This window comes from Roseateles subflavus, assembly GCF_030285365.1.
GTDB classification, from domain to species: Bacteria; Pseudomonadota; Gammaproteobacteria; order Burkholderiales; family Burkholderiaceae_C; genus Roseateles_B; species Roseateles_B subflavus.
The window spans coordinates 437,035-450,758 of the sequence record NZ_JASVDS010000001.1 but is presented as its reverse complement, the minus strand read 5'-3'; the positions used below and the strand labels follow the sequence as shown (position 1 = coordinate 450,758).

15 protein-coding genes are annotated in these 13,724 nt (G+C 71.3%); 7 read left to right on the top strand and 8 right to left on the bottom strand.

Annotated elements, in window-relative coordinates; all coding sequences use genetic code 11:
- Positions 1–120: 120 nt before the first annotated feature.
- Positions 121–1,929 carry an OPT/YSL family transporter gene (locus tag QRD43_RS02080; RefSeq protein WP_285980813.1) on the top strand — a complete coding sequence of 603 codons (1,809 nt, stop codon included), beginning with the start codon at positions 121–123 and terminating at the stop codon, positions 1,927–1,929.
- 78 nt (positions 1,930–2,007) lie between these two features.
- Here QRD43_RS02080 and QRD43_RS02075 read toward each other — a convergent pair whose 3' ends face one another.
- From QRD43_RS02075 to QRD43_RS02065, 3 genes are all read right to left on the bottom strand, one after another.
- Positions 2,008–2,769: a DUF3667 domain-containing protein gene (locus tag QRD43_RS02075; protein ID WP_285980812.1), complete on the bottom strand. Its 762-nt coding sequence runs from the start codon at positions 2,767–2,769 to the stop codon at positions 2,008–2,010.
- Between the two features lie 190 nt (positions 2,770–2,959).
- Positions 2,960–3,457: a Dps family protein gene (locus tag QRD43_RS02070; protein WP_285980811.1), complete on the bottom strand. Its 498-nt coding sequence runs from the start codon at positions 3,455–3,457 to the stop codon at positions 2,960–2,962.
- A 154-nt stretch (positions 3,458–3,611) separates the two neighbouring features.
- Positions 3,612–4,667 (bottom strand): helix-turn-helix transcriptional regulator, encoded by a 1,056-nt coding sequence (locus tag QRD43_RS02065; protein WP_285980810.1) that lies wholly within the window; start codon positions 4,665–4,667, stop codon positions 3,612–3,614.
- Between the two features lie 101 nt (positions 4,668–4,768).
- Between QRD43_RS02065 and QRD43_RS02060 the strand changes: the two genes are divergently transcribed.
- The gene (locus QRD43_RS02060) at positions 4,769–5,437 is read left to right on the top strand and encodes a LysE family translocator (RefSeq protein ID WP_285980809.1); all 669 of its coding nucleotides are present in this window, start codon (positions 4,769–4,771) and stop codon (positions 5,435–5,437) included.
- A 6-nt stretch (positions 5,438–5,443) separates the two neighbouring features.
- On the opposite strand, the gene QRD43_RS02055 is transcribed toward QRD43_RS02060, so the two are convergent.
- Positions 5,444–6,337, bottom strand: a complete 894-nt coding sequence (locus QRD43_RS02055; protein ID WP_285980808.1) for a DMT family transporter — start codon at positions 6,335–6,337, stop codon at positions 5,444–5,446.
- 122 nt (positions 6,338–6,459) lie between these two features.
- Between QRD43_RS02055 and QRD43_RS02050 the strand changes: the two genes are divergently transcribed.
- Positions 6,460–7,794, top strand: a complete 1,335-nt coding sequence (locus tag QRD43_RS02050) for an aminotransferase-like domain-containing protein (protein WP_285980807.1) — start codon at positions 6,460–6,462, stop codon at positions 7,792–7,794.
- 34 nt (positions 7,795–7,828) lie between these two features.
- On the opposite strand, the gene QRD43_RS02045 is transcribed toward QRD43_RS02050, so the two are convergent.
- Complete coding sequence (locus QRD43_RS02045; RefSeq protein WP_285980806.1) at positions 7,829–8,167, bottom strand: hypothetical protein; 339 nt, start codon at positions 8,165–8,167, stop codon at positions 7,829–7,831.
- A gap of 206 nt (positions 8,168–8,373) precedes the next feature.
- Between QRD43_RS02045 and QRD43_RS02040 the strand changes: the two genes are divergently transcribed.
- A complete protein-coding gene (locus QRD43_RS02040; RefSeq protein WP_285980805.1) occupies positions 8,374–8,619 on the top strand; it encodes a hypothetical protein in 246 nt (81 codons plus the stop codon).
- Positions 8,620–8,632: 13 nt separating this feature from the next.
- Here QRD43_RS02040 and QRD43_RS02035 read toward each other — a convergent pair whose 3' ends face one another.
- Together QRD43_RS02035 and QRD43_RS02030 are read right to left on the bottom strand one after the other, a co-directional pair.
- Positions 8,633–9,526, bottom strand: a complete 894-nt coding sequence (locus QRD43_RS02035; RefSeq protein ID WP_285980804.1) for a methylated-DNA--[protein]-cysteine S-methyltransferase — start codon at positions 9,524–9,526, stop codon at positions 8,633–8,635.
- Positions 9,527–9,611: 85 nt separating this feature from the next.
- Positions 9,612–10,532: a LysR substrate-binding domain-containing protein gene (locus tag QRD43_RS02030; RefSeq protein WP_285980803.1), complete on the bottom strand. Its 921-nt coding sequence runs from the start codon at positions 10,530–10,532 to the stop codon at positions 9,612–9,614.
- Between the two features lie 126 nt (positions 10,533–10,658).
- On the opposite strand from QRD43_RS02030, the gene panB reads away from it, so the two are divergent.
- Entirely contained in the window at positions 10,659–11,468 is an 810-nt protein-coding gene (gene panB, locus QRD43_RS02025) for a 3-methyl-2-oxobutanoate hydroxymethyltransferase (protein WP_285980802.1), read from the top strand.
- A 31-nt stretch (positions 11,469–11,499) separates the two neighbouring features.
- The gene (panC, locus tag QRD43_RS02020; RefSeq protein WP_285980801.1) at positions 11,500–12,333 is read left to right on the top strand and encodes a pantoate--beta-alanine ligase; all 834 of its coding nucleotides are present in this window, start codon (positions 11,500–11,502) and stop codon (positions 12,331–12,333) included.
- Between the two features lie 42 nt (positions 12,334–12,375).
- On the opposite strand, the gene QRD43_RS02015 is transcribed toward panC, so the two are convergent.
- Positions 12,376–12,825: an FKBP-type peptidyl-prolyl cis-trans isomerase gene (locus QRD43_RS02015; protein WP_434063823.1), complete on the bottom strand. Its 450-nt coding sequence runs from the start codon at positions 12,823–12,825 to the stop codon at positions 12,376–12,378.
- Between the two features lie 210 nt (positions 12,826–13,035).
- On the opposite strand from QRD43_RS02015, the gene QRD43_RS02010 reads away from it, so the two are divergent.
- The gene (locus QRD43_RS02010; RefSeq protein ID WP_285980800.1) at positions 13,036–13,722 is read left to right on the top strand and encodes a peptidylprolyl isomerase; all 687 of its coding nucleotides are present in this window, start codon (positions 13,036–13,038) and stop codon (positions 13,720–13,722) included.
- Positions 13,723–13,724 lie beyond the last annotated feature (2 nt).

The following is a 13,724-nucleotide window of genomic DNA, read 5'->3' as shown; positions in this document are numbered from 1 at the left end:
CGGCCGGCCCTTGCGCCAGATCAGGGCTTCGCGGCGGCGCCCGGCGGGGGGGTGAAAGACCCATGGTGAGGGGCTGACGCGACGATTACAGTCGCGCCCATTCCCCACTTCGGAAGCACCATGTCCCACCCCCCCCTCACCCAGCCGGACACCCGCCGCTGGGCCTGGCTGCCGCCCGTCGGCAGCTGGGGCTACTACACCCTGCTGGCTGCGGTCGGCATGTTCATCCTCGGGCCTCTGGGCGGCGTCACGGCCGCCTTCATGAACTTCTCCATCGGCTTCTTCGTGGGCGGCCAGGTGCTGGCCGGCATCCTCGGTTCAGTGATCACCTACGGCTACGGCCCCGAAGGCCGCCATGGCGCCAACTACATCCAGACCACGGCCGCGTCCGTGGCCGGCATGATGGCCATGAGCACGCTGATCCAGGCCATGACCTGGATGGGCATGCCTCAGGTGCCGGACTGGCAACTCGTGCTGTACATGCTGTGCATCAGCATGATGGCCGCGGGCATCGGCATGCTCTACACGCCCATCCTGGTCGAGCGCATGCAGCTGACCTTCCCCTCCGGCCTGGCCGTGGCCAACATCCTGCGCGCGCTGACCGACCCGGTGCTGCTGCGCCAGTCGGTGTCCCGCCTCTTCGGCGGCCTGGGCGTGGGCCTGGGCGGCGGCATCGCGGCGGCCAAGGTCGCCTGGATGGGCACGATCGAGCTGTCCACCTCCACCTTCGGCGCCGGCCTGATCGTCGGCGCCCGCGTGGGCATCCCGGCCATCGTGGCGGGCCTGACCTTCGAGGCGCTGTCGCCCTACTTCATCAGCATCGGCTGGCTGCATGAGGGTGAGCCCTTCCGCAAGATCGCCTTCCTGATCGCGCTGGGCATGATCCTCGGCGCGGCCGTGGTCGACCTCTCGCTGATCTTCTACCGGGTCGTGCGCCGCCTCGCGCAGCCGGGCGAGCGCGTCGTCGTGCCCGACGAGCAGCGCACCGGCCCGCGCGCAAGCCTGCCGCGACTGCTCACCTGGGTGGGCGTGTGGACCGTGGCCACCGTGATCTGCGGCGTGCAGTTCTTCAACGAGCCCCTGGGCTTCATGCTGCTGGCCGTCGGCCTCGTGTACCTCTTCGTCATCGTGTGCGGCATCTCCCTGGGCCTGACGGACTCCAATCCCATCTCCTCGTCCTTCGTGGTGACGGTGCTGGTGCTGGCCAGCCTGGGCCTGAAGGACCCGATGCTGGCGCTGATGGCGGCCATGGTGGTCTTCGTGTCGGCCAGCGTGGCCGGCGACATGCAGCAGGACCGCTCCACCGGCTGGCGCCTGGGCTCGAACCGGACGCTGCAGTTCCGCTTCCAGGTCGTGGGCCTGCTGCTGGGCGCCGTGCTGGCCGTGGCCATCGCGAAGCTCTTCATGACGGCCTACCCGGTGCTGAACCTCGACCAGACCGTGATGAGCAAGGACCAGGCGCCCGCGCAGTGGACCTCGGCCATGACCTACAAGTTCGTGGGCGCGCTGCGCAGCCTGACCGATCCGAAGCCCTACCAGACCGACGCCATCCTCATCGGCGTGGCCATCGGCCTGGTGACGGAGTTCCTGCGCAAGTGGATCAAGTCCAACGCGGCCTACCAGCGCTTCGCGGCCGGCTCGCGCGTCGGCTTCGGCACGGACTTCATGCTCGATGCCGTGGTGCTGCCCAGTCCCTATGCCTCGTCCTTCGGCGGCTTCGTGAACCTGGCCACCTCGGCCTGGTTCGCCGCGGGCGGCGTGGTGTCCAGCGCGATCAACACCTTCGCGCCCAAGACGCCGCCCAAGCCGGGCGAGGAGGAACTGCCGGCCGACATGAGCTCGACCTCGCTCGTCGGCGGCGGCCTGATCGCCGGCGACGCGCTGGCGGCGCTGGGTCTCGGGGTGGCGGGCTTGCTGGCTGTGCTCTGACGGGCGGCCGTCACCAATGACAAGGGGTCCCATGGGACCCCTTTTTCATTTCAGCAGGGCGGGCATGCCGCCGCCGCATCACATCAAGGTCTGCCGAACCGTCCAGGTGCTCCCCAATCCTGCCCAGAAGACCGCGCCAGCGACGTAGGCGATCGCAACGGCGAGCATCCGCAGCGCATTTGCCCACCGGCTGCCCCCGTACACCCGGCGCAAACTCATCGCGATGCTGCTCACCACCATCACCGCCGTCAGGCCCCCGGACCAGGGCGTCATGACGGGCAGCCATCGGCTGATCATGACGTGCGCGGTCAGCAGGGGCAGAAGGGCACAGTGGATGTGCAGAGCTGTCACCATGTGGACGCCGAAGGGCTGGCGACGGTGCCAGTACGCCAGCTGCAGCAGCACCGCCATGGTGGGTGCCATGGCCATGAACACCAGCTGGCGCATGACCTGCTTGTAGGACGTTTGCGTGCGCTTCAGGTCGTGCAGCAGGTCCGGGTCGGCCGTCCAGCGCCGCTGCCAGTAGGCGCAGCGCTCGGCCGGCAGGTTTTCGCAGACGAAGGCCCCGTCCACCGCCCCCAGCTTGATCAGCGCGCCCGACAACAGGTCCTGTTCGCCAGGTAGCTTTTCAGGCCGCACCCATTGCACCAAGGCTGCGCAGACGATGCAGATGCTCAGGAACAGCCGCAAGGGCGTCAGGTAGCGCCTTCGCTGCCCGGCCAGATAGGCCAGGGTCAGGTAACCGGGGCGGAACAAGCCGCGCAGCGTGCGCCAGAGGGCACCTTCCGAAGCCAGGAGCTGACCGCCGAACTCCTTGGCGAAGTCGGCCAGTGTTGGCACTCGGGGTTCCGTTTCCTGCCCGCAGGCCGGGCAGTGGGCCGGACGCGGAAGCGCGAGAGGCTCCTGGCAGTTGGGGCAGCGGGGCTCTTCAGCCGTGTCGATCGGGGTCGGGTTCGGGGCGGCACCGGTGGTCGTCATAGGGGCGCGATCATAGGGCGCTGCCCCATCCCGCCGGTGTCCGGCCTTCCCCTTAGTCGTCCAGCAGGCTGCGCAGCATCCACGCCGTCTGCTCATGCACGGTGATGCGCTGGGTCAGCAGGTCGGCGGTGGGCTCGTCCGAGGCTTTCTCGACGGCCGGGAAAAGGCTGCGCGCGGTGCGGGCGACGGCCTCGTGGCCCTCCTGCAGGATGCGCACCATCTCCAGCGCCTTGGGCGGCGTGGCGGGGGCGTCCTTGAGGCTGCTGAGCTTGGCGAACTGGGCGTAGCTGCCCGGCGCGACATGGCCCAGCGAGCGGATGCGCTCGGCGATGGGGTCCACCGCATTCCACAGCTCGGTGTACTGCCCCATGAACATGGCATGCAGCGAGTTGAACATCGGGCCGGTGACATTCCAGTGGAAGTTGTGCGTGGTCAGGTACAGCGTGTAGGTGTCGGCCAGCAGCTTGGACAGGCCGGCCGTGATGGCGGCGCGGTCCTTGTCGGAGATGCCGATGTTGAGCGTCGGTGCGGATGCGGGCTTCTTGGCCATGGGTCCTCCTGGGGAATGGGTGGCGTGCGTGTCGGATGAGGGACTGCCTCAATCTACCGCAGCCGCCGGGGCGGGGCCAGTCAATTGCCTTGATGGCGCTCATAGCCGCGGGTCAGGTCTTGCCTGGCCGTGCGTTCCACGGCCTCGGCGCTCGTCAAGGCGGTGCAGGCGGATCCGTGCCGTCGCCGGTGCCGTCGCCGGTGCAGCCGTCGCTGCAATCGCCGCTGCAATCGGCCAACAGGCGGCGCAGGTGCGCGGCCAGCCGTTCGCGCAGCAGCGCCGGGGCGAGCACGCGCACACGCGCGGGCTGGCGGGCCAGCTCCCGTGCCATCCAGTCCAGGTCGTCCACCTGGGCCCGCAGACGCCAGCCGTCCGCGTCCGGCACCGGCTCGCCGAGGCTGGCATCCAGCGTCGGCGGGGGGGCACCGGGCTCGCCCAGCAGCACCTCGACCTCGTGGCGGCGGGGCAGGCGGGCCAGCGTCTTGTCGAGGTAGTCGAGCACGTCGAAGTCGGCCGGGCGGGCGAAGGTCGCGGGCAGCGCCTGGACTGCCTCCACGCGGTCCAGGCGGAAGCTGCGCAGGTCCTCGCGCAGGCGGCACCAGGCCACGAGGTACCAGGCGCCACCGCGGTAGGCAATGCCGTAGGGGTGCAGCTCGCGCCGGCTGGCCTGGCCGTCCCGGTCGCGGTAATGCAGGGCCACGCGCTGCCCGGCCGCCGCCGCGGCGCTGAGCGTGAGCAGCTCGCGGCCGGCGGAGCCCTGCGCCCCGGGGCGGCCGATGTCCAGCGCTACGCTCGCATTGACCGCCTGGATCCGCCGCTGCTGGGCATCCGGCATGACGCGGTCCAGCTTGGCCTGCGTGCTGGCAATGGCCGGCAGCGCGCCCTGCAGGCCCAGCTCCCGGGCCGCGCGCAGGCCGATGGCCAGCGCGAGCGCCTCGTCCGCGCTGAAACTCATCGGCGGCAGCTTGTAGCCCGGCCGCAGCCCGTAGCCGCCGTCGCAGCCCCGCTGGCTGTGCACAGGGATGCCGAGCGCCTGCAGCTGGGCCACGTAGCGCCGCAGCGTGCGGGCGTCCACGCCCAGCAGCGCCGCCAGCTCGGTGCCGCTGCGCAGGCGCTGGGCCTGCAGCAGCTCCAGCAGGCTCAGCAGCCGCCCGGCGGGGTGGCCCTCGGGCGCGGCTGACGAGGAGGACGAGGGCTTCGGGCGGGGCATGGGCCGGTTCAGGATTGATACAGGGCGGATTCTGTCCTGTATTGCTTCTACAGTGCCTGTGACCGCCCCGCATTCGAACCGCCCTCTGAAAGCTCCCTCCCATGGACGCCTCGCACAGCCTCTGGCTCTTCTTCCTGCTGACCCTCGGCATCATCGTGCTGCCGGGCATGGACATGGCCTATGTCGCCGGCCACACCTTGCAGTCCGGCGCGCGGGCCGGTCTGCTGGCGCTGGGCGGCATCGTGGCGGGAGGCGTCGTCCATGTGCTGCTGAATCTCAGCGGGCTGTCCGCCTTGCTGATGCTGCTTCCCGGCGCCTTCGAGGCCCTGATGTGGGCCGGGGCGCTGTACCTCGCCTGGATCGGGGGGCAGATGATGCGCGGCGCCTGGCAGGCGTGGCGCCTGCCGCCCTCGTCCGCAGCGGCCCCGGCGTCGGCCCCGTCCCCGGCGCAGTCCCCCTGGCGCATCTTCGTCAGCGGCATGGCCAACTGCCTGCTCAATCCCAAGGCCTACGCCTTCATGCTGGCCGTGTTCCCGGGCTTTCTGCGCAGCACCGAGCGCGGCCTGGCCGCCCAGGGCCTGCTGCTGGGCGGAATCATTGCCGGCAACCAGGTGGTGGTCTATGGGACGGTGTTGCTGGCCTGCCTCGGCTCCCGTCGCTGGCAGCGAGGGGACGGCCGCGGCATGACGCTGCTGTCCGGGCTGATGGGCCTGAGCCTCGTCGCGCTGGCGCTGGGCACGCTGGTGCGGGCCGCGCAGGGCCTGCACTGAGTCCGCTCAGGCCAGCTTCTTCGCGCCGGCCACGCAGGCCAGCACGCCCGCGGCCACGCCCAGCATGCCGGCGCTGATGGGTTCGTGCAGCAGCCAGGCCGCCAGGGCCAGGCCGAAGAAGGGTTGCAGCAGCTGCAGCTGGCCGACGGTGGCGATGCCGCCCATCGCCAGGCCGCGGTACCAGAACACGAAGCCGATCAGCATGCTGAAGAGGCTGACGTAGGCCAGGCCGGCCCAGGCCCCGGGATGGACCGCGCCGAAGTCCGCCGGCATCAGCAGCAGCGCCCCGAGGCCGGCCGCCGGCAGCGAGAGCACCAGCGCCCAGCAGATCACCTGCCAGCCCCCCAGCGAGCGCGCGAGGCGGGCGCCCTCGGCGTAGCCCAGCCCGCACACGGCGACGGCCAGCAGCATCAGCCCGTCCGCCAGCAGCGAGCCCTGGCCGGCCTGGCCCCGGCTCAGGGTGTAGGCGGCCACCAGCCCGCTGCCCAGCAGCGCGAAGATCCAGAAGGCGGGCCGCGGGCGCTCGCCGGTGCGCAGCACGGCGAAGCTGGCGGTCGACAGCGGCAGCAGGCCCAGGAAGAGCAGGGCATGGGCGGCGCTGATGTCGCGCAGGGCCAGGGCCGTCAGCAGGGGAAAGCCCAGCACCGCACCGCCGGCGACGATGGCCAGCGGCACGAGCTGCGACCGCGTCGGCCGGGGGGACTTCCAGGCCGCGAGCACCAGCACCGCCAGCAGGCCGGCGAGGCTCGCCCGGGCCAGCGTGAGGAAGACGGGCTCGAAGTCCGCCACGGCCAAGCGCGTGGCCGGCATGGAGCCGCTGAAGATCAGCATGCCGATGAAGCCGTGCAGCCAGCCTCGCCCCTGCCGCGACGATGCCCCCGGTGATGTGCCTTGCGCCATGCTGTCCTCCTGGTCGTGCGCGCCGCGGCCGATCCGCAGCGCCTGGGGCCATGCTAGGGACGGCAATCAATACAATCAAAAAATCGTCATGGATACGCCGCCTGCGCCGCCGACACCTGCCCATGCCCCGCGCCCGCTACAAGCAGCTGGTTGACCAGCTCGCCGCCGACATTCGCGCCGGCCGTCTGCCGCCGGGCACCCGCCTGCCCACGCACCGGCAGCTGGCCGCGCGGGAAGGCCTCGCCCTGGTCACGGCCAGCCGCGTCTATGCCGAGCTCGAGGCCATGGGCCTGGTCAGCGGGGAGACGGGGCGCGGCACCTTCGTCAAGGAGATCGCGCTGCCACCGGGGCAGGGCGTGGATCTGCTGGCCTCGGCAGCGGACATGGTTGATCTGAGCTTCAACTACCCCTCGCTGCCCGGTCAGGCGGAGGCGCTGCGGGCCGCGCTTCGCCAGCTGGCCCAGGGCGGGGACCTGGACGCGTTGCTGCGCTATCAGCCCCTGGGCGGGCGCCCCCATGAGCGGGCGCTGGCGGCGCGGCATCTGGCGACACAGGGCCTGCAGGTGCCGGCGGCCCAGGTGCTGTGGGTGGAGGGCGCTCAGCATGGCCTGATGCTGTGCGGCATCGCCCTGCTGCAGCCGGGGGACGTGGTGGCGGTGGACAGCCTGAGCTATCCGGGTTTCAAGCTCGTCGCGGAGTCGCTGCGGCTGGAGCTGCTGCCGATCCCGTCCAGCGGCATGGGGCCGGACATGGACGCCCTGGCCGCGGCCTGCCGGCGCCGCCGCGTGAAGGCGCTGTACACCATGCCCACCCTGCACAACCCGCTGGGCTGGGTGATGAGCCTCACGCGCCGCCGCGAGCTGGCGGCCCTGGCCCGGCGCGAGGGGCTGCTGGTGATCGAGGACGGGGCCTACGCCTATCTCGCGGGGGAAGCGCCGCTGCCTCTCGCGGCGCTGGCACCGGAGCGGACGGTGCATGTCACCGGCCTGTCCAAGAGTGTGGCGGCGGGGCTGCGCACCGGCTTCGTGGCGGCCCCGCCGGACGCCATCCCCCGCCTGGAGCGCGCCCTGCGGGCCTGCAGCTGGAGCACGCCGGGCCTGACGAGCGCCCTGGCCTGCGCCTGGCTGGAGGACGGCACCGTGGCGCGGCTGGAGACGCGCAAGCGGGCGGATGCCGCCGAGCGTCAGCAGCTCGCGGCGGAGGTACTGGGGCCGCTGCGGCGCCAGGGACACCCGAGCTCCTACTTCGTGTGGCTGCCGCTGGGCGAGGAGGTGCGGGCGGACCAGGTCGCCATGGACCTGCTGCGCCAGGGGGTGTCGGTCTCGACGGCGGAACCCTACGCCACGGGTCCCGTCGTCCCGCATGCCATCCGCCTGGCCCTGGGGTCGGTCGAGATCCCGCAGCTGCGCCGGGCGCTGGGGCGGGTGCGCGAGGTGATCGAGGCGCGCAGCTACTGAGCCGGCGGTGCCCCGGCGGGGCGCCGGCGGCGGATCAATGCCAGGCGCCAGAGGGCAGGGGGGGCTCGTGAGCGTCGTCCAGCGTGCCGGGGGAGTCAGGGGCGAGGTCGGCGCCCTGCTCCTCGGCCACGCCGTCCAGGGCGAGGTCCTCGGCGCTGGGCACCCAGCCGGACTGACGCCCCTGCTGGAGGCGGGCCGCCGCGTGACGGGCGGCGAGCTGGGGGTCGTCGTCGATCAGGCGACGCGCTTCGCGGATGCTGGCGGCGAACTGCGGCTGCAGCCGCGCCAGGGCGCTCAGCTGCGGGCCGTGACGCTCCGGGTAGACCTGCCACCAGGTGACGATGCTGCGGGGGTTGTTCAGGTCCAGGTGCATGACGGGCCTCTTTGGCGAGCACGGTGAATGTGCTGTATGAATGTACAGTATTCCGTCAGCGATGCAAGGGGCTGTGGCGGGCCTCCCACTCGGGGGGAGGCCCCGGCCGCTCCCACCAATGGGGGGAGGAGGGGGCCACTTCGGTGGGATGCGGCCGCGAGGGCCTCGCGCTTGACACTTCGTGCACTGATTCACGAGAGGTCGCCATGTTCCACGTTGCTGCTGTTGCTCCCGCATCCACCTCGGCTCACGCCGCCAAGGGCGCGTTCGCGGACGCCTGGCGCTGGGCCCGCGTGGGCCGCGAGGCGCTCGGCCTGCTGAGCCTGCCGCTGCTGCGCCCCGGTCAGGGCATCGACGGCCTGGAAGTGACGGATTCCACCTTCGAGGAATGGGAAGCGGTGCAGAGCCAGTTCGAGGAGCGCGTGCGCAGCGGCACCGTCCGCATGATCTGAGCCTTCGGGGCCGTCAGGGGGCGTGCCGGGCCAGTTCGAGCCCCAGCAGCACCCGCTTCGTCTGCGGCCCCCAGCGGTACTCCCCGAACTGGGCGCTGGCCCGGATCACCCGGTGGCAGGGGATGAGGTAGGCGATGGCGTTGGCCGCCACGCAGCTGGCCACGGCCCGCACGGCCCGCGGCGCCCCGACTGCCTGCGCCAGCTGGCTGTAGGAGCAGATCCGCCCCGGCGGAATCGCCAGCAGCGCGCGCCACACCTGCAGCCGCAGCGGGCTGCCGCTCATCAGGAGCCCGATCGGACGCTGCGGCGCCGCCCCGGACAGGCGCCGCTGCACCTCCGCCGCCAGCTCGGCCAGGGCGCCGTCGTCACGCACCCAGCGCGCGGCCGGCAGCGCGGCCCGGGCTTCGGCGAGGGCGGGGCCGGCGTCCCCATCCCCATCGGACTGGACCCCCGGCAGGAAGGCCATGCGCAGCACCCCCCGCGGGGTCGCGGCCAGGAAGACGGGGCCCAGCAGGCTCTCGAAACAGGTCCACTGCACCACGAGGCCGGCGCCGGCCGCCTTGAACTCGCCCGGCGTCAGCCCCTCGAGGCTCAGGAAGAGGTCATGCAGGCGCGAGGGCCCCGACAGCCCGGCGTCCAGTGAAGCGCCGAGCACCGGCGCCGCCGCCTGCAGCGCCTGCTTGGCCCGGTCCAGGCTCAGCGCCTGGCTCAGCTCCTTGGGGCTGATGCCGGCCAGCTGCACAAAGCTGCGCTGGAAATGGGACGGGCTCTGGCCTGCCGCCTGCGCGAGCGACTCCAGGCTGGGCGCCTGGGGGCTGGCGGCGATGGTCTCGATGGCGGCACGGACGCGGGCATAGCGCGGCGGCGGGGCGCCGGTGGCGGGAAGCTTCAGTGACGGCTGGTCCATGGCGGCATGGGGGGGGCGGGACGACGATGCCGTCATTCTGGGCAGGCCGTTCGCGGCGGGCCACCCGTTTCTTGCGCCCGGGCGCTCAGGACAGGCGCGCCACGCCCGCCAGCGGGCAGGCGTAGACCGCGTTGCGCAGCGCGGCGATGGCCTCGTAGCGCGTGAACGTGCGGCGCCAGGCCAGCACCACGCGCCGGCTGGGCACCGGCGCGCTGAAGGGGACGTAGCGCAGATGCGGGCTCGGCTCCTTGGGCACGCTCAGCAGCGGCACCACCGTGATGCCCATGCCCGAGGCCACCATGTGCTTGATGGTCTCCAGCGAGCTGCCCTCGAAGCTCTTGCGGATGCCCTCGGCGTCGCTCGAGAAGCGGGCGAACTCCGGGCAGACCTCCAGGACATGGTCCCGGAAGCAGTGGCCGGTGCCCAGCAGCAGCATGGTCTCGGCCTTGAGCTCCTCGGCGCTGATGGACTCGCGCTGCGCCAGCGGGTGCCCGGCGGGCACGGCGACGACGAAGGGCTCGTCATAGAGCGGCGCCAGGGCCAGGCCGGTGTCGGGAAAGGGCTCGGCCATGATGGCGCAGTCCAGCTCGCCGGTGCGCAGCATCTCCAGGAGCTTCACGGTGAAGTTCTCCTGGAGCATCAGCGGCATCTGCGGGTAGTGCTCGATGGTGTGGCGCACCAGCTCGGGCAGCAGGTAGGGGCCGATGGTGTAGATCAGGCCCAGGCGCAGCGCCCCGGCCAGCGGGTCCTTGCCACGCTTGGCGATCTCCTTGATGGCGCTGGCCTGCTCGATCACCGACTGCGCCTGCCGGACGATGTCCTCGCCCAGCGGCGTGACCGTCACCTCGCTGGCGCCGCGCTCGAAGATCTTGACGTCCAGCTCCTCTTCCAGCTTCTTGATCGCCACCGACAGCGTGGGCTGCGACACGAAGCAGGCCTCGGCCGCGCGGCCGAAGTGGCGCTCGCGGGCCACCGCGACGATGTAGCGGAGCTCGGTGAGGGTCATGCTATCGATCTCCAGAAGCTCTTAGGGTATGAGCCCTACATTCTGCCGGGCTCGGTGCAAACCCGCAGCGCCCCGCTACACTGCCGCAGCTTTTCAAACCGTGATCAACCGTGAGGGCTTCACGCCATGACGACCGAGCGCAAACCCGTCAGCCTGCAGCGCCTGCTGGACATGCATGCCAGCGGCGAGAAGATCGCCATGCTGACCTGCTATGACGCCGCCTTCGCCCAGGCGCTGGACGAGGCCGGCGTGGACGTGATGCTGGTCGGGGACTCCCTGGGCAACGTCCTGCAGGGCCAGCCCACGACGGCCCCGGTCGAGCTGGAGGAGATGGTCTACCACACGCGTTGCGTCGCCCGCGGCCGCAAGACGGCCTTCATCGTCGGCGACCTGCCCTTTGGCAGCTACCAGGGCACGCTGGCCGAAACCTGGCACAGCGCCGCGGCTCTGGTGAAAGCGGGCGCTCACATGGTCAAGCTCGAGGGGGGCGGCTGGACGGCCCCGGCCGTGCGCTATCTGGTCGAGCGTGGCATCCCCGTCTGCGCCCATCTGGGCTTCACGCCGCAGACCGTGACCGCCCTGGGCGGCTTCAAGGTGCAGGGTCGGGACGAAGCCTCCGCCGCCCGCCTGCGCGCGCACGCCGAGGAGCTGGTCGAGGCCGGCGCCCAGATGCTCGTCCTGGAGATGGTGCCGTCGGCCCTGGCCGCCGAGCTCACCCGCAGCCTGCCGATTCCCGTGATCGGCATCGGCGCGGGCGTGGGCTGCTCCGGCCAGGTGCTGGTGCTGCACGACATGCTCAACATCACCTCGGGCCGCAAGCCCCGCTTCGTCAAGAACTTCATGCAGGGCGCTGCCTCGGTGCAGGAGGCCCTGCAGCGCTACGTCACCGAGGTGAAGGCCCAGACCTTCCCGGAAGACGCCGTGCACGGCTTCTGACCCGGCCGCCGCCCCCGAACGCCTCCCGATCATGCAGATCCATCACGACATCGCCGGCCTGCGGGCCGCCCTCCAGGGGCGCGGCCCCGTTGCCTTCGTGCCCACCATGGGCAATCTGCACGAGGGGCACCTGTCCCTGGTGCGCCAGGCCCGCGAGGCCGTCGGGCCGCAGGGCGTGGTGGTGGCGAGCATCTTCGTGAACCGCCTGCAGTTCGCGCCGCACGAGGACTTTGACACCTACCCCCGCACGCTGGAGCGCGACTGCGAACTGCTGGCCGGCGTGGGCTGCGATGCCGTCTTCGCGCCCTCGGAGAAGGAGCTGTACCCCGAGCCGCAGGGCTACAAGGTCCAGCCGCCCGCCGAGCTGGCGGACATCCTCGAGGGGCATTTCCGGCCCGGCTTCTTCACCGGCGTCTGCACGGTGGTGGCCAAGCTCTTCAACATCGTGCAGCCGCAGGTGGCCGTCTTCGGCAAGAAGGACTACCAGCAGCTCATGGTGATCCGCCGCATGGTGCAGCAGATGGCGCTGCCCATCCGCATTCTCGGCGGCGAGACCTGCCGCAGTGATGCCGGCCTGGCGCTGTCGTCCCGCAACGGCTACCTCAGCGACGGCCAGAAGGTGGACGCGCTGCTGCTGTCGCGCACGCTCCAGGCCCTCATCGCCCGCTGGCAGGCCGGCGAGCGGGACCTGCCCGCGCTGGAGGCCGACGCGCTGGAGACGCTGCGCGCGGCGGGCTGGGCGCCGGACTACGTGGTGCTGCGCCGCCAGCACGACCTGGGCGCACCGGCCGAGGGCCAGCCGCTGGTCGCGCTCGCGGCCGCCCGTCTGGGCAGCACGCGCCTCATCGACAACCTCGAGGCCTGACGCCGCGGGCCGGCGCCGGTGCGGGCGCCGGGAGGCCTGCGCTTACTGCACGCCCAGCATTTCCACGTCGAACACCAGCTTGGCGTTCGGCGGGATCACGCCGTTGCCCGCGCCCGTGGAGCCGTAGGCCAGGCTGGCCGGGATGATCAGGTTGCGCTTGCCGCCGACCTTCATGCCCGGCACACCCTGGTCCCAGCCGGCGATGACCTGACCGGCGCCCAGCACGAAGGTGAAGGGCTGGCCGCGGTCCACGGAGCTGTCGAACTTCTTGCCCTTGTTGCCGGCCGCCGTGGCGTCGTAGAGCCAGCCGGTGTAGTGCACGGTGACGGTCTTGCCGGAGGTGGCGGTGGGGCCCGTGCCCACGGTCAGTTCGGTGATGGTCACGGTTTCCACCACGGGCGGCGTGCCGCCGCCACTGCCGCCACCACAGGCGCTCAGGCCCAGGGCAGTGGCCAGCGTGGCGATCAGGGTGAGGCGGCGGGTCGGGGACATCTTCATGGCGTGCAGTGCGGTTGGTGCGCAGCCGGGGTGGCCGCGCGAGTCTTGGGAGCCGCCGCGCAGGGCGGCAGGCGCGCCGAAGTGTAGCGATCGCTTGTCAAGAAGCAGGGCTGGAAGGCCTGACAGTTGTGCGAGCCGCGCGCGGTCGCGGTCATCGGGCGCGGGCCTTGCCGCGTTGTGCTGGGTACCGAGGAGAACCCAGCCATGAAATCCCTGATCCTGCGCAGTGTGGCGGCCGTGGCCGTTGCGGTCCTGAGTGCCTGCGGCGGCGGTGCGGAATACCACAGCGGTGGCGGCGGCGGCGGCCCCTACCCGCGCCCGAACCCGCAGCCCAATCCGCCCACGCTCAGCTGCAGCAGCGCCGGCCTGGCCGCTGCCGCCCAGAGCAGCTACCCCACCGTCTGCATGCTCACCAGCAGCGGCGAGATGGTGATCGAGCTCTACCCGACCTACGCCCCGATCACGGTCAACAACTTCCTGCGCTACGTGTCGGACGGCTTCTACAGCAACACGCTGTTCCACCACGTCGACCGCGACTTCGTGATCCAGGCCGGTGGCTACACCAGTGGCATGCGCCCGCGCACGCCGACCTACGCGCCGATCCTGTCCGAATCCAACAACGGCCTGAGCAATCTCGTGGGCACGGTGGCCATGGCGCGTCGCAGCGAGCCGAACAGCGCGACCTCGCAGTTCTTCATCAACGTGGTCGACAACAGCAAGACGCTGGACTACGAGAGCGCCGCCAAGCCGGGCTACACGGTCTTCGGCCGCGTGATCTCCGGCATGAGCACGGTCTACGCCATCAACGGCCAGCCGACCTACTACTACAGCGCCTCGGACATCGAGCCGCAGCAGGAGGTGCTGGTGTACTGGGTCCAGCGCCTGCGCTGAAC